The sequence below is a fragment of the Streptomyces sp. NPDC014891 genome, assembly GCF_043081085.1.
Lineage (GTDB): Bacteria > Actinomycetota > Actinomycetes > Streptomycetales > Streptomycetaceae > Streptomyces.
In genome coordinates, this window is sequence record NZ_JBIBWF010000006.1 from 440,264 (window position 1) to 462,735 (window position 22,472).

At 73.7% G+C, this 22,472-nt stretch carries 16 protein-coding genes and 2 pseudogenes; 5 read left to right on the forward strand and 13 right to left on the reverse strand.

The window, feature by feature from the left end:
* Positions 1–123: 123 nt before the first annotated feature.
* The 4 genes from ald to ACF09E_RS20470 form a co-directional block, all read right to left on the reverse strand.
* On the reverse strand, positions 124–1,239 hold the full coding sequence (gene ald / locus ACF09E_RS20455) for an alanine dehydrogenase (RefSeq protein ID WP_392206400.1): 1,116 nt from the start codon (positions 1,237–1,239) through the stop codon (positions 124–126).
* Between the two features lie 147 nt (positions 1,240–1,386).
* Complete coding sequence (locus tag ACF09E_RS20460; RefSeq protein ID WP_392206401.1) at positions 1,387–3,372, reverse strand: tetratricopeptide repeat protein; 1,986 nt, start codon at positions 3,370–3,372, stop codon at positions 1,387–1,389.
* Between the two features lie 277 nt (positions 3,373–3,649).
* Complete coding sequence (locus tag ACF09E_RS20465; RefSeq protein ID WP_392206402.1) at positions 3,650–4,279, reverse strand: NUDIX domain-containing protein; 630 nt, start codon at positions 4,277–4,279, stop codon at positions 3,650–3,652.
* A gap of 101 nt (positions 4,280–4,380) precedes the next feature.
* Entirely contained in the window at positions 4,381–6,039 is a 1,659-nt protein-coding gene (locus ACF09E_RS20470) for a CTP synthase (RefSeq protein WP_361856040.1), read from the reverse strand.
* Positions 6,040–6,685: 646 nt separating this feature from the next.
* Between ACF09E_RS20470 and ACF09E_RS20475 the strand changes: the two genes are divergently transcribed.
* The 3 genes and pseudogenes from ACF09E_RS20475 (at position 6,686) to ACF09E_RS20485 (ending at position 11,766) form a co-directional block, all read left to right on the forward strand.
* Complete coding sequence (locus ACF09E_RS20475) at positions 6,686–8,488, forward strand: glycoside hydrolase family 15 protein (RefSeq protein ID WP_148005071.1); 1,803 nt, start codon at positions 6,686–6,688, stop codon at positions 8,486–8,488.
* 115 nt (positions 8,489–8,603) lie between these two features.
* Positions 8,604–9,987: pseudogene (locus ACF09E_RS20480) on the forward strand (FAD-binding oxidoreductase).
* Positions 9,988–10,137: 150 nt separating this feature from the next.
* A complete protein-coding gene (locus ACF09E_RS20485) occupies positions 10,138–11,766 on the forward strand; it encodes a PucR family transcriptional regulator (RefSeq protein ID WP_361856033.1) in 1,629 nt (542 codons plus the stop codon).
* Between the two features lie 36 nt (positions 11,767–11,802).
* Here ACF09E_RS20485 and ACF09E_RS20490 read toward each other — a convergent pair whose 3' ends face one another.
* The 5 genes from ACF09E_RS20490 to ACF09E_RS20510 form a co-directional block, all read right to left on the reverse strand.
* Positions 11,803–12,888: a glycosyltransferase family 4 protein gene (locus tag ACF09E_RS20490; protein ID WP_392206403.1), complete on the reverse strand. Its 1,086-nt coding sequence runs from the start codon at positions 12,886–12,888 to the stop codon at positions 11,803–11,805.
* Positions 12,889–13,148: 260 nt separating this feature from the next.
* Positions 13,149–14,891, reverse strand: a complete 1,743-nt coding sequence (gene recN, locus ACF09E_RS20495) for a DNA repair protein RecN (RefSeq protein WP_392206404.1) — start codon at positions 14,889–14,891, stop codon at positions 13,149–13,151.
* A gap of 143 nt (positions 14,892–15,034) precedes the next feature.
* Complete coding sequence (locus ACF09E_RS20500) at positions 15,035–15,958, reverse strand: NAD kinase (RefSeq protein ID WP_361861551.1); 924 nt, start codon at positions 15,956–15,958, stop codon at positions 15,035–15,037.
* A complete protein-coding gene (locus ACF09E_RS20505; RefSeq protein ID WP_030315644.1) occupies positions 15,955–16,770 on the reverse strand; it encodes a TlyA family RNA methyltransferase in 816 nt (271 codons plus the stop codon). The genes ACF09E_RS20500 and ACF09E_RS20505 overlap by 4 nt, the downstream gene beginning before the upstream one ends.
* A gap of 7 nt (positions 16,771–16,777) precedes the next feature.
* Positions 16,778–17,077, reverse strand: a complete 300-nt coding sequence (locus ACF09E_RS20510) for a hypothetical protein (protein ID WP_392206405.1) — start codon at positions 17,075–17,077, stop codon at positions 16,778–16,780.
* A gap of 43 nt (positions 17,078–17,120) precedes the next feature.
* Between ACF09E_RS20510 and ACF09E_RS20515 the strand changes: the two genes are divergently transcribed.
* Positions 17,121–17,468 (forward strand): SCP2 sterol-binding domain-containing protein, encoded by a 348-nt coding sequence (locus ACF09E_RS20515; RefSeq protein WP_361861558.1) that lies wholly within the window; start codon positions 17,121–17,123, stop codon positions 17,466–17,468.
* A gap of 97 nt (positions 17,469–17,565) precedes the next feature.
* Here ACF09E_RS20515 and ACF09E_RS20520 read toward each other — a convergent pair whose 3' ends face one another.
* Together ACF09E_RS20520 and ACF09E_RS20525 are read right to left on the reverse strand one after the other, a co-directional pair.
* A complete protein-coding gene (locus tag ACF09E_RS20520; protein ID WP_388804193.1) occupies positions 17,566–18,399 on the reverse strand; it encodes an ABC transporter ATP-binding protein in 834 nt (277 codons plus the stop codon).
* A 72-nt stretch (positions 18,400–18,471) separates the two neighbouring features.
* Positions 18,472–19,566: an HAD hydrolase-like protein gene (locus ACF09E_RS20525; protein WP_392206406.1), complete on the reverse strand. Its 1,095-nt coding sequence runs from the start codon at positions 19,564–19,566 to the stop codon at positions 18,472–18,474.
* A gap of 79 nt (positions 19,567–19,645) precedes the next feature.
* Here ACF09E_RS20525 and ACF09E_RS20530 point away from each other — a divergent pair, with 79 nt between their 5' ends.
* Positions 19,646–20,938: a DUF1015 domain-containing protein gene (locus tag ACF09E_RS20530; RefSeq protein WP_392206407.1), complete on the forward strand. Its 1,293-nt coding sequence runs from the start codon at positions 19,646–19,648 to the stop codon at positions 20,936–20,938.
* Between the two features lie 67 nt (positions 20,939–21,005).
* On the opposite strand, the gene ACF09E_RS20535 is transcribed toward ACF09E_RS20530, so the two are convergent.
* Positions 21,006–21,794 carry a hypothetical protein gene (locus tag ACF09E_RS20535; RefSeq protein WP_392206425.1) on the reverse strand — a complete coding sequence of 263 codons (789 nt, stop codon included), beginning with the start codon at positions 21,792–21,794 and terminating at the stop codon, positions 21,006–21,008.
* A pseudogene (locus ACF09E_RS20540) lies at positions 21,731–22,472 on the reverse strand (hypothetical protein); the annotation flags it as partial. The gene ACF09E_RS20535 and the pseudogene ACF09E_RS20540, both read right to left, overlap by 64 nt.

Here is a 22,472-nt window from a genome sequence, read left to right on the forward strand (position 1 = left end):
GTTCGAGGCGAGTTGCCCGAACGTTCCTCCGGGTGCCGAGACGCGTCCGGCCGGACCTTGTCGAACAAGGTCCGGCCGGGGGTGCGGCATTGACGGCACGCGTTGACGGCGGTGCCGCGGGGGTCAGGCCAGGAGGGTGCTCAGCTCGACGTGCTCGAGCCCGTGCGCCTCGGCGACCTCCTTGTAAACCACCTTGCCGTCATGGGTGTTGAGGCCCAGACCGAGGGCGGCGTCGCGGCGCAGCGCCCCGACCCAGCCGTTGTTCGCCAGCGACACGATGTAGGGCAGCGTGGCGTTGGTGAGGGCGTAGGTGGAGGTGTTCGGGACCGCGCCCGGCATGTTGGCGACGCAGTAGAAGACCGAGTTGTGGACCTGGAAGGTCGGCTCGGCGTGGGTGGTCGCGTGGGAGTCCTCGAAGCAGCCGCCCTGGTCGATCGCAATGTCGACAAGGACACTTCCGGGCTTCATCTTGGCGACGAGCTCGTTGGTGACCAGCTTCGGGGCCTTGGCGCCCGGGATGAGGACGGCGCCGATGACGAGGTCGGCCTCGATGACGGCCTTCTCCAGCTCGTAGGCGTTGGAGACGACGGTCTTCACCTTGGTGCCGAAGATCTTGTCGGCCTCGCGGAGCTTGTTGATGTCGCGGTCGAGCAGGGTCACGTGGAAGCCCATGCCGACGGCGATCTGGGTGGCGTTCCAGCCGGAGACGCCGCCGCCGATGACGACCGCCTCGCCCGCGTGGGTGCCGGGGACACCGCCGGGGAGCACGCCGCGGCCGCCGACCGAGCGCATCAGGTGGTAGGCGCCGACCTGCGGGGCCAGGCGGCCCGCGACCTCGGACATCGGGGCGAGCAGCGGGAGCGCGCGGTTGGCGGTCTCGACGGTCTCGTACGCGATGGCGGTGGTGCCGGACGCCAGGAGCGCGTCCGTGCACTCCTTGGAGGCGGCGAGGTGCAGGTAGGTGAAGAGCGTCTGGTCCTTGCGGAGGCGGTGGTACTCCTCCGCGATGGGCTCCTTGACCTTGAGCAGCAGGTCGGCGGTGGCCCAGACCTCGTCGGCGGTGGGGAGGATCTCGGCGCCGGCGGCGACGTACTCCTCGTCCGTGATCGAGGAGCCGACACCGGCGTTCTGCTCGATGAAGACCTGGTGGCCGTGGCGGACGAGCTCGTGGACACCCGCAGGGGTGATGGCCACGCGGAACTCGTTGTTCTTGACCTCGCGGGGGATGCCGACCTTCATCGTCGATCACGGTCCTTGAATCATGGGGGATACATGGGGCACTGCGATACATACCCGGATGCACTGCGGCGCACCGGGGCAGACCACGTTCGAACGCGGCGCACCCAGTCTAATGAAGGAGTTCCCGCTGTCTAGCCTTTCAAAGTACTAATCTTCGATGGACCCACTGCGGATTTCGTAGGCTGATCGTTCCGTTTCCAGCAGTCTCTCCGCTGCGGCACGGTGCAGCCGGGCGGCGGCGGGGTCGCCGAGCCGGTCGAGGGTGTCGGCGAGCCGGAGCTGGAGCGCGGCCTGGAGCCGGGTGTCCTGGGCACGCCGGGCCCACTCGACGGCGTCCTCGCAGGTCCGGAGGGACTCCTCGGGGCGGCCGGCGTACTCCTGGACCCTGGCCGCCTCGCTCAACGCCCGCGCGTAGCCCGGCAGATCGTCGAGCCTCCGGTGACCCGCGGCGGCGGCCCGCCAGTTCCGCAGGGCCTCGCCGTACCGGCCCGCATAGGTGTGCACGGCGCCGAGGCGGCCGTACAGCCTGGCCTGATCGGCCCGCTCGTCCCGGGCGAGACGCTGCGCGAGCGCCCGCCCGTACCAGTCGCCGGCCCGCTGCCAGTCCCCCAGCTCCTGATACGAGCCACCTACGGATTCCATTGCCCGACCGGTCGCGTACGGGTCATTTGCTGCGCGTCCGGCATCCAAAGCCGACCGATATCGCAGCAGAGCCTCCTTCGTCCGACCGGTGCGGGCGTCGAGGTCGGCCAGGTTCAGCAGGGCCGCGGCCCGCTCCCGGTGCAGCCCGCGCCGCTCGGCCACGTCGAGGACCAGCTGGTGGAGCCCGTACAGCTGGGGTGCGGCCGCCTCGGCGCCCCGGTGCGCGGCCAGCGCCCGGACCAGCGAGGCGACCAGTCGGCGGGCGAGCGTGTCGAGCTCCCCGTCGGCGACGGCGAGCCGGGCGGCGGCCAGCAGGAAGGCCTGCCGGGAGTCCAGCCACTGTGCCGCGGCGGCGGTGTGGGGGAAGCGCAGGGCGCGCGGCAGGCCGGCCAGTTTCCGGCGGGCCGGCGAGCCCTCGGGTTCGGTGACCGCACGGCAGGACTGGAGGAGCCGTACGGTCCGCTCCAGCATCCGGGCCCGGGCGAGCTGCACCTCGGCGGGCCGGTCGCGCTCCTCCAGCTGGGCGCGAAGGAGGGGGACGAGGTGGCCGGGGACCTGGTACTGCCCGTCCTCGCCGCCTTCGAGGAGCCCCAGGGCGGCGAAGTCGGCGAGGGTGGTCGCCGCGGCCGAGACGGAGCAGCCGGCCAGCGCGGAGGCCGTGTGGGCGTCGGCCCGGCCGAGCGGGGCCAGGCAGAGGAATCGCAGTATCCGGGCGGCGGTCGCGGGCAGCCCCTCGTGCACGAGCAGGAAGGCCCGGGTCAGCGGGTCGCCGGAGAGGGCGCGGAGCCGCTTGGCGAGGTCGGCGACGGAGGCCTTGGGACGGGAGGAGAGCCAGCCCCCGGCGAGCACGACCGCCGAGGGCAGCCCGCCGCACTCCTCGACGAGGGTCTCGGCGGCCTGCGGATCGACCGTGACGCGCACGGAGCCGGTGAAGGCGGTGAGCAGTTCGATGGCCGACTTGGGGTCGAGGCCGCCCAGGGTGCAGGGGCGCACGTCCGGGATGCCGGTGAGCGGTCCTCGGGCGACGCCGATCACCAGGGAGTCGGGGTTGTCGGGGATCAGCGGGTCCGCCTGCTCGGCGTCCACGGCGTCGTCGAGGACCAGCACGGCGCGGCGCTCGCCGAGCGCCGCGCGGACCAGCTCGGTCAGCTCGTCCTCGGCGGCGCCCGGGGGCTCGGCGACGCCGAGGACGGCGAGGAGCTCCTGCGCGACGCGGGCGGTGGGGACGGGGTCGCCGCCGGGCTCGGTGAGCCGGGCGCGGAAGATCCCGTCGGGGTACCGGTCGGAGAGTCCGGCGGCGAGTTCCTCGGCGAGCGCGGTCCGTCCGGAGCCGGGCTTGCCGGCGACGAGGAGCACGCGGGCGCGGGGGGCCTTGCGGCCGGTGAGGGTGTCGAGGCCGGTCCGCTCGATGTCGGCGCGCAGGGCCTTCAGCTCCCGCTGCCGGCCGAAGAACTGCCGGCTGCCGGCCGCCGCCACCGCCTGATCCGTCACGGGCCACGCTCCCGTCCACCTGCGCACGAGCCGATCCCGCGGGGGGCTCCGCACGGGCGATCCCGAGCGTAGTTCAGGGCACGTGCGGGACCTGGCGGAGCACGACCAACACGTCCCCCGATCGGATCAGCGGATCTTCACACCAACCCTTTGCCCACCCCCCGAACCCACGCCCGCCACGACGGACCGCGCCCGCCGCCCCCACGGCGGGGGAACAGGCTCGGCCGGTCAAGACCCCGGCCCAGCCCCCCGCCCGCACAGGCGCCGCTCCGGGCCCCTACGCCACGAACGGTCGCGCCGGCCACCCCGCGTCCGCCGCCCGGAGCGCCGCCACGCCGCCGCTCGACGCCCGCGCCGCGGCCAGCGACAACACGCCCACCACCAGGCAGTTGTTGTGCAGCTCCCCCGCCAGCACCCCCCACACCAGCTCGTCCAGCGGCACCCGCGCCAGCTCCATGTCCGCCTCCTCCTCGGAGACCGCGTACCGCTCCCCCTCCGCCTCGGAGAGCCCGCGCGCGAGGAAGATCCGTACGGCCTCGTCGCAGCCGCCCGGCGTCGTGTAGACGTCCGTCAGGACCCGCCAGTCCTCGGCCTTGACGTGCGCCTCCTCGTACAGCTCCCGCTGCGCCGCGTGCAGCGGGTTCTCGCCGGGCACGTCGAGGAGCCCCGCCGGGATCTCCCAGAGCTTCTGCCGCACCGGGTGCCGGTACTGCTTGAGCAGCAGGACCCGGTCCTGGTCGTCGAGGGCCAGGACGGCCACCGAGCCGGGGTGCACCTGGTAGTCGCGGCGCGCGACCGTCCCGTCCGGCATGACCACGTCGTCCGTGCGGACACTCGTCTTGTTTCCCTGGAACGGGGTCGTCGTCGCGACGACCCGCCACTCCTCCGGGGTGTCCTGCAACTCCATCTGCGTCCTCCCACGAACCGCACACGAAAACACGAAAACCACGAAAAACCGGGGTACGGATCCGTCAGGACCCGTACCCCGGCAACGTTAACGCGCGACGACTACTGCGCCGGCTTGCCCGTCTTGCGCTCCACGGCCGCCTTCACCAGACCGGCGAAGAGCGGGTGCGGACGCGTCGGGCGCGACCGCAGCTCCGGGTGCGCCTGGGTGGCGACCAGGTAGGGGTGGATCTCGCGCGGGTACTCGACGTACTCGACGAGCTTGTTGTCCGGGGAGGTGCCGGAGAAGACCAGGCCGGCCTTCTTCTCCAGCTCCGCGCGGTAGGCGTTGTTGACCTCGTAGCGGTGACGGTGCCGCTCGTCGACGTACGGCTGGTCGTCGTAGACCTCGCGGACGATCGAGCCCTCGGCGAGCTTCGCCGGGTACAGGCCCAGACGCATCGTGCCGCCCAGGTCGCCCGCGCCCTCGACGAACGCGAGCTGCTCCTCCATCGTCGAGACGACGGGGTGCGCGGTGGCCGGGTCGAACTCGGTGGAGTTGGCCTCGGGGATGTCGGCCAGGTTCCGGGCCGCCTCGATGACGATGCACTGGAGGCCGAGGCAGATGCCGAGGAGCGGCACCTTGTTCTCGCGGGCGTACTGGATCGCGCCGACCTTGCCGCTCACGCCGCGGTCGCCGAAGCCGCCGGGGATGAGGATCGCGTCGACGTCGCCGAGCTGCTTCCTGGCGTCGGCCGGGGTCTTGCAGTCGTCGGAGGTCACCCACTTGACCTTGACGCGGGCCTTGTTCGCGAAGCCGCCGGCCCGCATGGCCTCGGTGACCGAGAGGTACGCGTCGGGCAGGTCGATGTACTTGCCGACCAGCGCGACGGTGACCTCGTGGTCGGGGTTGTGGACGCGGTCGAGCAGGTCGTCCCAGGTCGACCAGTCCACGTCGCGGAACGGCAGGTCGAGCTTGCGGACGACGTACGCGTCCAGGCCCTCGGTGTGCAGGACCTTGGGGATGTCGTAGATCGACTTGGCGTCGATCGCGGCGACGACCGCGGCCTCGTCGACGTCGCACATCAGCGAGATCTTGCGCTTGATGGAGGTCGGGACCTCGCGGTCGGCGCGCAGCACGATCGCGTCGGGCTGGATGCCGATGTTGCGGAGCGCGGCGACCGAGTGCTGGGTCGGCTTGGTCTTCAGCTCGCCGGAGGGGCCGATGTAGGGCAGCAGCGAGATGTGCACGACGAAGACGTTGTCGCGGCCGACCTCGTGGCGGACCTGGCGGACGGTCTCCAGGAACGGCAGCGACTCGATGTCGCCGACCGTGCCGCCGACCTCGGTGATGACCACGTCGACGTCGTCGGTCGCCATGCGGCGGATCCGGGACTTGATCTCGTTGGTGATGTGCGGGATGACCTGCACGGTGTCACCGAGGTACTCGCCGCGCCGCTCCTTGGCGATGACCTGGGAGTAGACCTGGCCGGTGGTGACGTTGGCCGAGCCGTCGAGGTCCACGTCGAGGAAGCGCTCGTAGTGGCCGATGTCCAGGTCCGTCTCGGCCCCGTCGTTGGTGACGAAGACCTCTCCGTGCTGGAACGGGTTCATCGTGCCCGGGTCGACGTTCAGGTACGGGTCGAGCTTCTGCATCGTGACCCGCAGGCCCCGGGCCTTGAGGAGCGCACCCAGGCTGGAGGCGGTCAGGCCCTTGCCGAGGCTGGAGGCGACACCCCCGGTGACGAAGATGTGCTTGGTCGTCGTGGTTTTGGGCGGCATCGCCAAGAGGGGGCTCCCGTGGTCGCGTTCTGGAGGTGCGTACCGGCGTCCCCTCCGGAAGAATCGGGGGGTGCCGTCGCTGCGGTTTCGGGGTCCTCGGCTGTCGCCGTTTCCCACCGGTCCACGGGGTACCAGGGTATCAGCGACATCGGGAGACCGCTTCCGGCCACACGCGGGAGTCGGGTGTTCACGGACCGCGACGCGAGGGCATGCGGAGTCTCCCGGAGGGTGGGGGAAACACCCTCACCGGGTGGGGGGGAGGGACCTCCCGCCGAGCCGGAAGGGAGGAGTCGCCACGTCACTCACCTGCGACGCACCGCACGGCCGCCGGGCCCGCCGGCCGGCGCTCCCCCGGGTCCGCCTGTCACGGACGGCGGACCTTCACCAGACGAACCGGACTCGTTCACCTGATCGGAGCAACGTCGTCACCGACGTGATCACCGGGTCCCTGGAGTGCGACGTATCCTGCTCGGACACAGCCCGCCGAGCCGGCCGGCCAGCGGCACCACCCCGCCCGTCATCCGGACCAAGAGCTCGTCGAAGATCCCTTGACCGCTGACACACGCAGATCCGGCTGACAACCAGCCGGCGCATCTGAGCAAGCGCCCCGCGGGGCGAACGTGGCCGTTCGACTGGAGTGAAGCACGTGGCCGGGCGCATCGAGGATTACGCACTCATCGGAGACATGCAGACCGCTGCCCTGGTCTGCCGGGACGGCAGCGTCGACTGGCTGTGTCTCCCCCGATTCGACTCCCATGCGATCTTCGCCGGGCTGTTGGGGACCGAGGAGCACGGCTTCTGGCGGGTGGGACCGGCAGGGCCCGCCGACGCCGAACCGGCCCCCGCCGACCGGCGCCGCTACCGCGGCGACTCGCTGATCCTGGAGTCCGAGTGGGACACCCCGCGCGGCACGGTCCGGGTGACCGACTTCATGCCGCCGCGCGACGGGGCACCGCAGCTGATCCGCATCGTCGAGGGCGTCTCCGGCCGGGTCCGGATGCGCTCCTCGCTGCGCATGCGCTTCAGCTACGGCCGGATCGTGCCCTGGGTCCACAAGGTCGGGGAGCGCACGGTGGCCGTCGCCGGACCCGACTCGGTGTGGCTGGACACCGACGCCGAGACGCACGGCAAGGACCTCACGACGTACTCCGACTTCACCGTGAACCCGGGCGACCGGATCACGTTCACGCTGTCCTGGCAGCCCTCCCACAAGGAGCCGCCGGCCCTGCCGGACCCCGAGGGCTCCCTGGAGGCGACCGCCGACTTCTGGCGCGAGTGGGTGGACCACTGCACCTATCACGGCCCCTACCGGGAGGCCGTGATCCGCTCCCTGATCACCCTGAAGGCGCTGACGTACGCGCCGACCGGCGGGATCGTGGCCGCGCCGACCACCTCGCTGCCCGAGGAGATCGGCGGCGTCCGCAACTGGGACTACCGCTACACCTGGCTGCGCGACGCGGCCATCACCCTGTCCTCGATGCTGCGCACCGGCTACCGCGAGGAGGCCCGCGCCTGGCGGGACTGGCTGCTCCGCGCGGTCGCCGGCGACCCGGAGAACCTGCAGATCATGTACGGGATCGCCGGCGAGCGGGAGCTCGGCGAGGCGGAGCTCGACTGGCTCCCCGGCTACGAGAACTCCGGCCCGGTCCGGGTCGGCAACGGCGCCGCCAACCAGCTCCAGCTGGACGTCTACGGCGAGGTCACCGAGGCCCTCCACCTCGCCCACATGACGGGCCTGTCCCGCAACGACTACGCCTCGCTGCTCCAGATCAAGCTGATCAACTACCTGGAGAAGCACTGGGACCAGCCCGACGAGGGCATCTGGGAGGTCCGCGGCCCGCGCCGGCACTTCGTCCACTCCAAGGTGATGGCCTGGGTGGCCGTGGACCGCACGATCAAGCTCATCGAGTCCGGGGACGCCGACGGCCCGCTGGAGCGCTGGCACGCCCTGCGCGACGACATCCACCGGGACGTCTGCGAGAAGGGCTACGACCCGGAGCGGAACACCTTCACGCAGTCGTACGGCTCCAAGGAGCTGGACGCCTCGCTCCTGCTGATCCCGCAGATGGGCTTCCTGCCGCCGGACGACAAGCGGGTCATCGGCACGATCGAGGCGATCCAGCGCGAGCTGTCCACGGAGGACGGTTTCGTCCTCCGCTACCCCACCTCCGGCGAGGAGGCGGGCGTCGACGGCCTGGAGGGCGACGAGGGCGCGTTCCTCGCCTGCTCGTTCTGGCTGGCCGACGACCTGGCGATGATCGGCCGGGTGGACGAGGCCCGCTCGCTCTTCGAGCGGCTGCTGGCCCTCCGGAACGACCTGGGGCTGCTCGCCGAGGAGTGGGACCCGCGCCTCCAGCGGCAGGTCGGCAACTTCCCGCAGGCCTTCAGCCACGTGCCGCTGATCGACACCGCGCTGCGGCTGACCGCGAGCGGGGCCTACGGCGGCTGAGCCGGCGTCCGCCCGCGGACCGGGCGTGCCGGAGGGGCTCACTCCGGCACGCGCGGGAGGGGCCCCGGACCTACGATGAAAGGGTCCGGTCCCCCCGCACGGAAGGGGGGTTCCCATGGGCCCCCACATCTCCGAGAGCGCGCTGTCCGGCCTCGTCGAGGACCTGGCGGGCGACGTGATCGTCCCCGGTGACCCGGGCTACGGCGAGGCGCGCGCCCTCCACAACGGCATGATCGACCACCGACCCTCGGTGATCGCCCAGTGCGAGAGCCAGGCGGACGTGTCGAACGCCGTCCTCTTCGGCCGCTCGTGCGAGCTCCCGATCGCGGTCCGCGGCGGCGGCCACAGCGTCGCCGGCACGTCGGTGATCGACGGCTCGCTCGTGGTCGACCTGCGGCGGATGCACACGGTCGTGGTGGATCCCGAGGACATGACCGTCCGCGTCGGCGGCGGGACGACGATGGGGCAGATGGACCACGCCTGCCAGCCCTTCCACCTGGCGACCACCGGCGGGCGGGTGTCCACCACCGGGATCGGCGGCTTCACGCTGGGCGGCGGATCCGGCTGGCTGGAGCGGAAGTTCGGGCTGGCCAGCGACAACCTGCTGGCCGTCGACCTGATCACGGCCGAGGGCCGGCACGTCCACACGGACGCCGAGGAGCACCCGGACCTGTTCTGGGCGCTGCACGGCGGCGGCGGGAACTTCGGGGTGGCGACCTCGCTGACGCTGCGGCTGCACGAGCTGCCCCGGATGAGCATCGTGATGCTGTTCTTCCTGCCGGACGACGCGCCGGAGGTCGTGCGCGCCTTCCGGGACATCGCGGAGAGCGCCCCGGACGAGGTGGGCGGCGGGGCGATCTACCTGCCGGCGCCGCCGGAGCCGTTCGTGCCGCCTGGAGCTGGTCGGCCGGCTGCTGTGCGGGACCCTGCTGACGTACGCGGGCCCGGTCGAGGAGGTACGGGAGCTGTCGTCCGCGCTGTTCGGCCTCAGGCCCGTGATCGAGATCGTGGCGGACCTGCCGTACGCGGAGCTGCAGTCCATGCTCGACGACCCGCCGGGGCTGCGGAACTACTGGTCGGCCGAGTACCTCACCTCCCTCCCGGACGAGGCCGTGGACGTGTTCTGCGACCGGGGCGCGGGGATTCCGCTGCCCGCGGCGACCCAGCACGTGCTGTTCATGCAGGGCGGCGCGGTGGCGGCCGGGGCGGACTCCTACCCGCAGCCCTGGCGCGTCGCGCCCTGGGCCGTGCACCCGTTCGCGACCTGGGAGGACCCTGCGATGGACGAGGCGGAGATCCAGTGGGTGCGGGACGTCCGGGCCGACGCCCGGCCCTGGGCGATCGACTCCGTCTACCTGAACTTCGTCGGCGCCGAGGGTGAGCACCGGGTGGTCTCCTCCTTCGGCGAGGAGAACTACCGCCGGCTGGCCGCCGTGAAGGCCGTCTACGACCCGGAGAACGTGTTCCGCTTCAACCAGAACATCGTCCCGGCCGGCTGAGCGGCCGGGGTGACGCAGGACACAGTCGGCAGGTGGTCGGGCAAGTGCCTCCGCGACTGGACGAGTTGTCGCCTGCGTGGACGAACCGTCCGGTTCCCGTGACCGTGGGGTGATGTCGTCGGCCCACGGACGCGGGTAGCGTCCGGCCCCATGGACAATCAGGGCGGGATCACCGTGCAGCGGGCGCTCGAACTCCCCGGGCTGCGCAGCGGGCTCCCGGAGGTGATCGCCGGCGCGGACCGGCTGCACCGCACGGTGCGCTGGGTGCACGCGGGCGAGGTGCCGAACATCGCGTCGCTCCTCAAGGGCGGTGAGCTGCTGCTGACCACCGGCCTCGGGCTGGGCACCCGGCCCGCCGAGCAGCGTGCCTTCGTGCGGCGGCTCGCCGACCGGGGCATCGCCGCGCTCGTGGTGGAGCTGGGGCCGCGCTTCGCCCGCCTCCCCGCGACCATAGTGGAGGCCGCGCGGGCCGCCGGCCTGCCCCTGGTGCAGCTGCACCGCGAGGTCCCCTTCGTGGCGGTGACGGAGGAGATCCACACCGAGATCGTCAACGGCCACTACGCGCTGCTGCGGCAGGCCGAGGAGGTCCACCGGCAGTGCACGGAGGCGCTGCTGGGCGGCGGCGGCATCCCGCAGGTCCTGCGCATCCTGTCGGACTTCGCCGCCAACCCCGTCTTCCTGGAGACCGCCGACGGCCAGCTGCTGTACGCGGCGGGCACCGAGTCGGGGCCCGCCGACCCGCTCCAGGTCTGGGACGGGCTGCGCGGCGGGCGGGCGGCCCGCGAGTCCGGCCCGCCCAGCGGCACGGTCCTGGTGGACGTGCCGGGCGGCGGTCCGGGGACGGCGTCGGTACGGGCGCGCCTCGTCCTGCTGTCCGTGTCCGGCGCCCTCTCCCCCGTCCACCGGATGGCGGCGGAGCGGGCGGCGGGCCTCCTCGCGGTCGTGCTCATGCAGGCGCGTCAGGAGGAGGAGCTGGCGGCGCGCGGCCGGGGCGACTTCCTGACGGATCTGGCGGAGGGCAGGATCACGGCGGAGGACGCGCCGGCGCAGGCGCGGGTCCTCGGCTTCAAGCCGGGCGACGGGCCGCTCCTGCCGGTGGTGATGCGCCTGGCGTCCGAGCTGTCGCCCTCCGGGAACTGGGCCCTGCTGGCCCGCGCGGTCCTGGAGGAGCTGTCCTCCGTCGGCGTGCCGGTCCTGCTGGGCGTCCGCCCGGTCGAGGGCCGGGTGCCGCTCCTGCTGGGCCTGCGTTCGGAGTCGGAGCGCACGGCGGTGGCGGACCGGGTCGCGGCGGCGCTGCGCGCGGGCGTGGAGCGCGCCGGCCTCGAACGCGCCGGGGTGCATCCGCCGGTCGTCGTGGTGGGCGTCGCCGGCAGCTGGGCGGCGGCGTCCGCGGGGCTGCGGCACGCGGCGGAGACGGCGACGGCCGCCCAGGGCCTCTCGGACCGGCCCTGGTACGACGCCCGGCGCCTGGACATCGACCTGCTGCTGTGGCGGCTCCACTTCCACGGGGACACGGTCCTCGCGGCCTTCGTCGACCGGGCGATCGGCCCGCTGCGCGACCATGACCGCACCTCCCGCCCGCCGCTGCTGCCGACGCTGGAGACGTATCTGGCGCACGCGGGCCGCAAGGCGGAGACGGCCCGCGAGCTCCACCTCAACCGGCAGACCCTGTACAACCGGCTGGCCCGCATCTCCGAGCTCCTGGGCACGGACCTGGACGACCCCCAGACCGTGCTGGCCCTGTCCCTGGCCCTGAGGGCCCGCCGCCACACGCCGTAGGACGCGCGCCCGTTCCCCGGTGGGAGGGGCGGGCGCCTACCGCCCCGCCAGTTCGTCGTACACGCTCAGCACGTGGGCCACCGTCTCGTCCTCCGTGGGCCAGGTCCGGGCCTGCACCCGTCCGGCCGCCGCGAGGTCCATCCGCCGCTCCACGTCCTCGAGGAGTCCCCGCACGGCCCCGGCGAGCGCCTCGGCGTCCCCGTAGGGCACCAGCTCGGCCGCGTCGCCGACGAGTTCGGGCACTCCGCCGACGGCCGTGGCGACCAGCGGCACGCCGAGCCGCAGCGCCTCCTGGGCGAGCAGGGACCGGGCCTCCCACCGCGAGGGCAGGACGGCGACATCGGCCGCTGCGAGCAGCTCGGCGACGTCCTCGCGCCGGCCGATCAGGCGTACGGGCAGGTCCTCGGCCGCGATCTGCCGCTGGAGGGCGGCCCGTTCACGGCCCTCCCCCGCGACGACGAGCAGCGGCTGCGGGTCCAGGTCCCGCCACGACCGGGCCGCGGCGAGCAGCGTCCGGTAGCCGCGGCCCCGTTCCAGCGCTCCGACCGCCATGATCAACGGCCTCTCGACGGCGCCCAGTTCGGCGCGGGCCTTGCCGTCGTGGAGGCAGACGGGCCCTCGTGCGGGCGGGACGGTGACGGGCGCGAGCCGGGCGTCCCGTGCCCCGCGCCGACGGGCCCGGTCGACGAGTTCGGAGGAGGTGCCGAGGACGACGGTCGCGGCCCGCACGGTCCGCCGCTCCAGCAGCCGGAGCATTCCGTTCTGCGCGGCCCCGCGGGCCCGGGGGCGGCTGTCCCAGGTGGTCACGAGCGGGGCGCGGTCCCCGCCGCCGGAGAGGGCGAGCGCGGCCCGCACGGAGGCCTCGAGACCGTGTGCGTGGACGACGTCGGCGCCGATGCAGGCGTCGCGGAGCGCGGCGACGGTCGCGGGGTCGCCGAGGCGGGGCAGCGGCACGAAGTGCGCGCCGGCCCCCAGGTAGTCGTAGACGCGGTCGAGTTCGGCCGGGGCGCACACGGTCACCCGCACGCCCCTCGCCACCAGCCCCGAGGCGAGTGATCGGACGTGAGCGCTGCTTCCCGCGCCGCCGCCGCCCAGCACTTGGACCGTACGGAGCTGTGTCACGCGCCCAAGAATGCCAGCCCGTGCCACCGACCGTACGCACGTTCCGGCACCGAAGTGGCGTCGTTCCCCTGTACGGGAGGCGTACGGCCCCGGCACCCGATCCACGGGTTCACCCACTTGAGGGAGCGCACGCTCGACACCGCGCGCCCCCAGGTGTGCGCGGGCCGCACCGGGGCGCCGGCGGCCCGCGCCCGTCCCGGCGCCGGGCGGCCCGCGCCGGGCGCCCGGCCGCCCCGGCGCCCGGTCGCCTCCGGGCGGGGTCAGCCGTCCGCGCGGGCGGTGGCCAGCAGTTCCTCCGCGTGGGCCCTGGCCGTCTCGGAGTCCTCCTGGCCGGCGAGCATCCGGGACAGCTCCCGTACGCGCTCCTCGCCCTCCAGGACGGTGACGCCGGACCGGGTCACGGACCCGTCGTTGGTCTTCTCGACGAGCAGCTGACGGTCGGCGAACGCCGCGACCTGGGGCAGGTGGGTGACGACCACGACCTGCGCGGTCCTGGCGAGCTTGGCGAGCCGGCGGCCGATCTCGACCGCCGCCTTGCCGCCCACGCCGGCGTCGACCTCGTCGAAGAGGTACGTGGGCACCGGGTCGACCCCGGCGAAGACGACCTCCACCGCCAGCATCACCCGGGACAGCTCGCCGCCGGACGCGCCCTTGGCGATCGGCCGCGGCGGCGCCCCGGGGTGCGGCGCGAGCAGCAGCTCGACCTCGTCGGCGCCGGAGGGGCCGTAGGCGACCCGGCGGCCGCCGACCTCGACGCCGTCGGCGTCCTCGGTCTGCCGGATGTCGAAGGACACGCGCGCGTGGGGCATGGCGAGCGAGGCGAGTTCGGCGGTGACGGCGTCGGCGAACCGGTCGGCGGCCTCCGTGCGCGCGTCGGTCAGCCGCTGCGCGAGCACCGACAGCTCGTCGCGGAGCCGGTCGCGTTCGGCCGTGAGTTCCCCGATGCGGTCGTCGTCGCCGTCCAGCTCGCCGAGCCGGCCCGCGCTCTCCTCAGCCCAGGCGAGGACCGTGGCGATGTCCTCGCCGTACTTCCGCGTCAGCTGCACGAGCGCCGCACGCCGCTCCTCGACGGCGGCGAGCCGCAGCGGGTCGGCGTCCAGGTTGTCGGCGTATCCGGCGAGCTCGGTGGCCACGTCGCCGAGGAGGATGGAGATCTCCCCCATCCGGTCGGCGAGCGCGGCGAGCGCCGGGTCGTGCGCCCGTACGGCCTCCAGGGCCCGGCCCGCGCCCGCGACCAGGGTCGTGGCGTCGACGGACTCGGGGTCCTCGGGAACGCCCGCGAGCGCGGCGTGCGCGAGCGCGGCGGCGGAGGCCAGGGCCTCGGCGTGGCCGAGCCGCTCGGCCTCGGCGGCCAGCTCGACGTCCTCTCCGGCGAGCGGGGCGACCGCCTCGATCTCGCCGAGCCCGAAGCGCAGCAGATCGGCCTCCTGGGCACGCTCCCGGGCCCGGGTGGTGATCTCGTCCAGTTCTCCGGTGACGGCCCGCAGCCGCCGGTACGCCTCCGTGTAGGCGGCGAGCGGCGCGGAGACGGCCTCGCCCGCGTACCGGTCGAGCGCCCCGCGCTGCCGGGCCGGCTTGAGCAGGCCCTGCTGGTCGGTCTGACCGTGGACGGCGACGAGTTCGTCGGCGAGTTCGGCGAGCACCCCGACGGGCACGGAGCGCCCGCCCAGGTGGGCGCGCGAGCGTCCCTCGGCCGAGACGGTGCGGCTGACGAGCAGCACCCCGTCCTCCAGCTCCGCACCGGCCTCCTCGGCGCGCACGGCGGCGGGCGCGCCCGCGGGCACGCTGATCCGCCCCTCGACGACGGCCGAGGCCGCGCCGATCCGCACCAGGGCCGCATCGGCCCTGCCGCCGAGCAGCAGGCCCAGGCTGGTCACCACCATGGTCTTGCCCGCACCGGTCTCACCGGTCACCGCGGTGAAGCCGGGCGACAGCTCGACCACCGCGTCGTCGATGACCCCGAGCGACCGTATCCGCATCTCCTCCAGCACGCCCCAGACCATACGAGGTTTCCCGGGTGCGATGCGACATCACCCCCGGGCGTAACTCTCCGGCGTGCCGATCGTTCGCCCCCGCCGGGGCCGGTCCGGGGACCGGATGCGGGCGGGCGCGCCGCCGGCCGGAGCCGCGTGCGGCGCGCCCCGCGTCAGCGGGCCCCGCCGCGCCACCCGGACACGGGCAGGGCGAACTTCGCCACGAGCCGGTCCGTGAAGGAGGCGTGGTGGAGCCGGGCGAGGCGGACCGGCACGGCGCCCCTCCGCACCTCGACCCGGGCGCCCGCCGGGAGTTCCACCGTCCGCCGCCCGTCGCACCACAGCACGCCGTGCGGGGTGTGCGGCTCGACCTCGACGGCGAGCACGGACTCGGGGGTGGTGACGAGCGGCTTGGCGAAGAGGGCGTGCGCCCCGATCGGGACCATGAGCAGGGCCTCGACCTCGGGCCAGACGACCGGGCCGCCCGCCGAGAAGGCGTACGCGGTGGAGCCGGTGGGTGTCGCGCAGATCACGCCGTCGCAGCCGAAGCCGGTGACCGGGCGCCCGTCGATCGCGAGGACGACCTCCAGCATCCGTTCGGGGGACACCTTCTGGACGGCCGCCTCGTTGAGCGCCCAGTCGCGGTGCAGGACGTCGCCGTTCTCGTACACGACGACGTCGAGGGTCATCCGCTCCTCGACCTCGTACGCCTTCGTCACGACCCGGTCGACGACCTTGTCGAGGTCGTCCCGCTCGGCCTCCGCGAGGAAGCCGACGCGGCCGAGGTTGACGCCGAGCATCGGGACGCCGGAGGCGCGGGAGAACTCCGCGCCGCGCAGCAGGGTGCCGTCGCCGCCGAGGACGACGAGGAGTTCGCAGCCGTCGAGCGCGTCGGAGCAGTCCTCCTTCACCTTCTCGACGGACGGCGGCAGCGGCAGGTCCGCCGCCTCGCCCTCCAGGACGCGGACGCCGATGCCGCAGCGCAGCAGTCCGAGGACGACCAGTTCGGCGCTGCGCACGGCGGCCGGCCGGCCGGTGTGCGCGAGCAGGAAGACGGTACGGGGTGCGGTCTCTGGTGCTGCTGCCGTTGAGCTCAACGAGGTCCTTCCGCCACGGCGCGGTCGACATCCGCCGGATCCAGCGCGGGCGCCCCGGCCCGCAGCCACAGAAAGTACTCGACGTTGCCGGAGGGGCCGGGCAGCGGGCTCGCGGTGACGCCCAGGACACCCAGGCCGAGCTCGGCGGCGCGCCGGGCGACGTTCTTCACGGCGTCGGCGCGGAGTTCCGTGCTCCGGACGACCCCGCCGGTGCCGAGCCGCTCCTTGCCCACCTCGAACTGCGGCTTCACCATCAGGACGAGGTCGGCGTCGGGCGCCGTGCAGGCCGCGAGGGCCGGCAGCACGAGGCCGAGCGGGATGAACGAGAGGTCGCCGACGACCAGGTCGACGGGCACGCCGTCGATCGCGTCGAGTGTCAGCTCCCTGACGTTCGTGCGGTCCTTCACGGTGACCCGCTCGTCGCTCTGCAGCGACCAGGCGAGCTGTCCGTAGCCGACGTCGACGGCGACGACGTGGGCGGCGCCGGCCCGCAGCAGGACGTCGGTGAAGCCGCCGGTGGAGGCCCCCGCGTCGAGGGCGCGCCGGCCCTCGACCTTCAGCCCGAGCGGGACGAAGGCCTCGAAGGCCCCGGCCAGCTTGTGGCCGCCGCGCGAGACGTAGTCGGGGTCGGAGTCGTCCTGGACGACGACGATGGCCGCTGCGGTCTCTACCTGGGTGGCGGGCTTGGTGGCGACGGTCTTGCCGACGGTCACCCGGCCCGCGGCGATCAGCTGGCTGGCGTGCTCGCGCGAGCGCGCGAGCTTGCGCCGGACCAGCTCGGCGTCGAGACGGCGGCGTGCCACTCCTGCCACGTTCGGTTCAGCTCCTGTTGTCGTGCGGACGAGGGGCGGGGTGCGCGTCCAGCGAGGTCAGCTCGGCGCGCAGTCCACGGTGTACATCCTCGTACACCTCCGGGTGCCCGTCCGCCGGGAGGTCGTCGACCTCGGCGAGACGCGCCAGGTGGGCGTCGACCCCGGGGTGCCCGGTGAGCTCCCGTACGACCTCCAGCGGCGCGGCCGCGGCGGGCTCGGGGGCGCCGTCCCGCGGGGCCTGCGCGTCCGGGGTCCCGGGGTCGGGGAGGGCGTCCACGGGCTCGGGCTCGGCCATCGCGTCGTTCATGGTCCCGACGCTACCGCGAACCCCTGGGGTACGGTCGACGGCGATGGCGACGATCACGGAGTGCCGCGACGCACTCGACACACTCTCGGACAACCTGGCGCGGGCGGACGGCGACGTCCGGGGCGCGGCGGCCTTCGACCGCACCCTGAGCTGCCACATCACCGACCTGGACACCACGTTCACGGGCCGTCTCGCGGACGGCCGGATCGAGGTCGCGTCCACGGTGCCGGGCCCGCCTCCGGGCAAGGCGCAGATCCGGCTGGCGATGACCGGCGACGACCTGGTGTCGATGGTGCGCGGGGACCTGAACTTCGCGAAGGCCTGGGCCTCGGGCCGGGTCAGGCTGGAGGCGGGCTTCCGCGACCTGCTCCGCCTCCGCTCCCTCCTCTAGGGGGTGTCTTGCCCGCTCCGGGCACGAACGGCCGACTCCGGGCACGGCCTGCCCGCACCCGGCACGGCCGCCGCGCGCACCCGGAGGGGCCGGCGACTCACCCGCCGGCGACGGGCTCCGCCGGGCGCGGGACCCGCGCCTTCCGCCCGGCGGGCACGACCAGCGGCGTCCCCGTCTCGGGGTCGGCGATGACCTGGCAGCGCAGCCCGAAGACCCGCTCGACCAGCTCGGCCGTCACCACCTCGGCCGGCGGCCCCTCGGCGACCACCTCGCCGTCGCGGACGGCGATGAGGTGGGTGGCGTACCGGGCCGCGTGGTTGAGGTCGTGGAGGACGGCGACGAGCGTCCGCCCCTGCGTCTCGTGCAGCTCGGCGCAGAGGTCGAGGACGTCGATCTGGTGCTGGATGTCGAGGTACGTCGTCGGCTCGTCCAGGAGCAGCAGCGGTGTCTGCTGGGCGAGCGCCATGGCGATCCAGACGCGCTGCCGCTGACCGCCGGAGAGCTCGTCCACGTACCGCTCGGCCAGCTCAGCGACGCCGGTCGCCTCCATGGACTCCCGGGTGATCCGCTCGTCCTCCGGCGACCACTGCCGCAGCAGCCCCTGGTGGGGGTAGCGCCCGCGGGCGACGAGGTCGGCGACGGTGATCCCGTCGGGCGCCACGGAGGTCTGCGGCAGCAGCCCCAGGGTCTTGGCGACCTTCTTGGCGGGCATCGACTGGATCGACTGCCCGTCGAGCAGGACACGCCCCTCGCTGGGCTTCAGCATCCTGGACAGCGCGCGGAGCAGGGTCGACTTGCCGCAGGCGTTCGGTCCGACGATGACGGTGAACGAGTGGTCGGGGATCTCGACGGACAGGTCGCGGGCGATGACCCGCTGCTCGTACGCCAGGGTGACCGATTCCGCGCTCAGCCGCTGCTGCCGACCATCCATGACCGTACTCCTGTACCCGACTGCCTCGATGAAGTTAGGTTAGCCTACCCAATTTCCTCGTCCGGTCGGATGTCAGAGTCCGAGCCGCGCGAGCACCTTGCCCGCGTCCGGCGCCCCGCCGTCCCCCGCGTCCGCGGCCGACCAGGCCGCCCCGCACAGGGCCCGCACGGCGTCCATGGGATCCGCCGGGCCCGCCCCGGCCCCCGCCGGGCCGTCGAGCACCAGCTCGCCCCCGCGCGGCGCGCTCACGGAAGCCCGCCAGTCCCCGCACACGAAGCTCCCGTCCCCCTCCGCGACGACCTCGGGCTGCGCGTCCAGCAACCCCCGCAGATCGGCTGCGACATAGGTCGGCCGGTGCTCCGGCACGGCCCGCAGCAGCTGCGCCGCGTCCGTCACCCCGGTGAAGACGAGCAGCGAGTCCACCCCGCCGTTGAACGCGCCCTCGATGTCGGTGTCCAACCGGTCGCCGACGACAAGCGGCCGCCGCGCGCCCGTCCGCAGCACCGTCTCCCGGTGCATCGGCGGCAGCGGCTTCCCCGCGACCTTCGGCTCGACCCGGCCGCCGGTGGCGATCCGTACGACCTCCACCGCCGCCCCGTTCCCGGGCCCGATCCCCCGCGCACCGGGAATCGTCAGGTCCGTGTTCGACGCGTACCAGGGCAGACCCCGCGCCACCGCGTAGCTCGCCTCGGCGAACCGCCCCCACGGCATCTCGGGCCCGCCGTACCCCTGGACCACGGCCACCGGACCGTCCTCCGCCGAGTCCACCGGCACTAGGCCGCGCTCGCGCAGCGCCACCCGCAGCCCCTCGCCGCCGATGACGAGGACCCGGGACCCGGACGGCACGTCGTCGGCGATCAGCCGGGCCACGGCCTGCGCCGAGGTGATCACGTCCGCGGCCTCGGCGGGCACCCCGAGCTCGGTGAGGTGCTCGGCCACCGCGTCGGGCGTCCGCAGCGCGTTGTTGGTGACGTACGCCAGGTGCATCCCGCCGGCCCGGGCGGTCCCGAGCGCCTCCACGGCATGCGGAACCGCCTCCCCGCCCGCGTAGACGACCCCGTCCAGGTCGAGGAGCGCCGTGTCGTACGCCTCGCTCAGCGGAGCCGCGCTGCCTCCCGGCCGCCGCCTGCCCTCGCCCTGCCGCTCCTGGCCGTTCCGCACCGTCACCGCGCACTCCTCGCCTCACCGGGTGGGTTCCCCGCTCCCCCGATCATCGCTCATCATCCCGGCCACATACGATGACGAGATGAACACCTCAGGTCACGCGGCCGACGACGTCCGCGACGACGCAGCCGGCCTGCGCCTGGCGCCGTTCCGCGGGCTCCGTTACGTCCCCGAACGGGTCGGCAGCCTCGCCGCCGTGACGTCCCCGCCCTACGACGTCGTCGTACGACCTGACGGACTCCTCCATCTGGAGTCCGCGGATCCCCACAACATCGTCCGGCTGATCCTCCCGCAGGCGATCACCGCCGGCACCCGGCACCGCAAGGCCGCCGTCACCCTCGACCGCTGGCTCGCGGACGGCGTCCTCGCCCCGGACCCGGAGCCCGCGCTCTACGTGTACGAGCAGCACGGCGACGGGATCCTGCAGCGCGGCATCATCGGGGCCCTGGAGCTCTCCACCCCGGCGGAGGGCGTCGTCCTCCCGCACGAGGACGTCATGCCGCACGTCGTCGAGGACCGGGCCGCCCTGATGCGGACCACCGCGGCCAACCTGGAGCCGCTGCTCCTCACGTACGTCGGCGAGGGGGACGGCGCGGACGAGGTCGTCGAGCGGACCGTCCAGCGCCCGCCGCTGCTCGCCACCACCACTGAGGACGGCTTCCACCACCGCCTCTGGGCCGTGACCGACCCGGCCGAGCAGGCCGCCGTCTCCACCGACCTGGCCCGCCACCAGGCCCTCATCGCCGACGGCCACCACCGCTGGGCGACCTATCTGCGTCTCCGCGAGGAGCACCTCTCCCCCGGCCCCTGGAACTACGGCCTGGTCCTCCTCATCGACACCGCCCGCTACCCGCTCCGGGTCCGCGCGATCCACCGGCTCCTCAACCGCCTGCCGCTCGCCGACGCCCTCGGGGCCCTCGACGGCTCCTTCCGGGTGCGCCCGGTCGACGGCCCCCTGCGGACGGCCATGAACGCCCTGGCCGAGGCGTCCGCCGAGGGCAACGCCTTCCTCCTGGCCGGCGACGGCGGCTTCCACCTCGTCGACCGTCCGGACCCCGCGCTGCTCGACCGCACGATCCGTACGGACCGTCCGGACGCCTGGCGCACCCTGGACGCCACGGTCCTGCACTCGACGCTCCTGGAGCACGTCTGGCACATCCCGGACGCGCCCGAGGACATCGCGTACATCCACGACACCGAGGCCGCGGTGGAGCAGGCGGAGCGCCGCGGCGGTACGGCGGTCCTCATGCATCCGGTACGCGAGGAGGTCGTACGGGACCTGGCCCGCCAGGGCGTCACGATGCCCCGCAAGTCCACCTCGTTCGGCCCGAAGCCGGCGACCGGCCTGGTCCTGCGGAGCCTGGCGCTGGACTGAGGGGCCCAGGAGAACGCGAGAAGGGCGGCACCCGCAGGGGTGCCGCCCTTCTCACCGTCCGACCGGATCAGCTCTTGTCGCCGACGCTGTCGTCGTTGTCGTCCTCATCGTCATCGAGGTCGGCATCGGCGTCGAGGGCCTCGCCCCGCTCCACGGACGCCTCGATCTCGTCGTCCTCGTCGAACGCGTCGACGAACTCGACGCCGTCCATCTCGGCGAGGCGGTCCGAGGCGTCCGTGGAGCCGTCCTTGTCGGCTTCCAGGGCCTTGGCGAACCACTCCCGGGCCTCGCGCTCCCGGCCGGCGGCGAGCAGCGCGTCGGCGTAGGCGTAGCGCAGGCGCGCGGTCCACGGGTGGACGGCGCTGGAGGCGAGCTCGGGGCTCTGCAGCGTCACGATGGCCGCGTCGAGCTGGCCGAGGTCCCGGCGGGCGCCGGCGGCCACGAGCCGCATCTCGACCTGGCCGGCCTTGTCCAGCTTCTGCACCTCGGGCTCACCGGCCATCGCCAGCGCGCGCTCGGGGCGGTTGAGTCCGCGTTCGCAGTCGGCCATGACGGGCCACAGCTCCACGCCGCCGCTCATCCGGCGGGCGGCACGGAACTCGGCGAGCGCCTCGGAGTACTTCTGCGTGGCGTACGCGGCGAAGCCGGCGGCCTCGCGCACGGCGGCGACACGGGAGGCGAGCCGCAGGGCGACCCGGGAGTATCCGTAGGCCTTCTCCGGGTCCTCGTCGATCAGCTGGGCGACCATGACGAGGTTGCGCGAGACGTCCTCGGCGAGCCCCTTGGGCAGGCTCATGAGCTCCTGGCGCACGTCCGGGTCGATCTCCTCACCGGTGACCTCCGGGGGGATCGGCAGCCGCTTGATGGGCGCGCGGTCGCTGCGCTCGCGGTCGTCACGGCGCCCGAAACCACCGCGGTCGTCGCGCCCGCGGTACCCACCGCGGCTGTCGCCGCCACGGTCGTCACGACGGAACCCGCCGCCACTGCGGTTGTCCCCGCCACGGTCGTCGCGGCGGAAGCCGCCACGGTCATCGCGACGGAAGGAGGAGGGACGCTCGTCACGCCGGTCGTCACGACGGAAGCCGCCACCGCGGTTGTCGCCACCACGGTCGTCACGCGACGGGTACGAGGGCCGGTCGTCCCGACGGAAGGAAGAGGGACGCTCGTCGCGACGGAAGCCGCCACCGCGGTTGTCGTCACGGCGGTCGTCACGCGAGGGGTACGAGGGCCGGTCGTCCCGACGGAACGACGACGGACGCTCATCACGCCGGTCGTCACGGCGGAAGCCACCACCGCGGTTGTCGCCACCACGGTCGTCACGACGGAACCCACCACCACGGTTGTCGCCACCACGATCATCGCGACGGAACCCTCCACCACGGTTGTCGCCACCACGGTCGTCACGACGGAACCCGCCACCACCGCGGTTGTCCCCGCCACGGTCGTCACGCGAGGGGTACGAGGGCCGGTCGTCCCGACGGAACGACGACGGACGCTCATCACGCCGGTCGTCACGGCGGAAGCCACCACCGCG

Bases quoted from the DNA above. Each gene is read 5' to 3' on its own strand.
- ald (WP_392206400.1), bottom strand. From the start codon at position 1,239: ATGAAGGTCGGCATCCCCCGCGAGGTCAAGAACAACGAGTTCCGCGTG.
- ACF09E_RS20465 (WP_392206402.1), bottom strand. From the start codon at position 4,279: ATGGAGTTGCAGGACACCCCGGAGGAGTGGCGGGTCGTCGCGACGACG.
- ACF09E_RS20470 (WP_361856040.1), bottom strand. From the start codon at position 6,039: ATGCCGCCCAAAACCACGACGACCAAGCACATCTTCGTCACCGGGGGT.
- ACF09E_RS20485 (WP_361856033.1), top strand. From the start codon at position 10,138: ATGGACAATCAGGGCGGGATCACCGTGCAGCGGGCGCTCGAACTCCCC.
- recN (WP_392206404.1), bottom strand. From the start codon at position 14,891: ATGGTCTGGGGCGTGCTGGAGGAGATGCGGATACGGTCGCTCGGGGTC.
- ACF09E_RS20510 (WP_392206405.1), bottom strand. From the start codon at position 17,077: ATGAACGACGCGATGGCCGAGCCCGAGCCCGTGGACGCCCTCCCCGAC.
- ACF09E_RS20515 (WP_361861558.1), top strand. From the start codon at position 17,121: ATGGCGACGATCACGGAGTGCCGCGACGCACTCGACACACTCTCGGAC.
- ACF09E_RS20520 (WP_388804193.1), bottom strand. From the start codon at position 18,399: ATGGATGGTCGGCAGCAGCGGCTGAGCGCGGAATCGGTCACCCTGGCG.
- ACF09E_RS20530 (WP_392206407.1), top strand. From the start codon at position 19,646: ATGAACACCTCAGGTCACGCGGCCGACGACGTCCGCGACGACGCAGCC.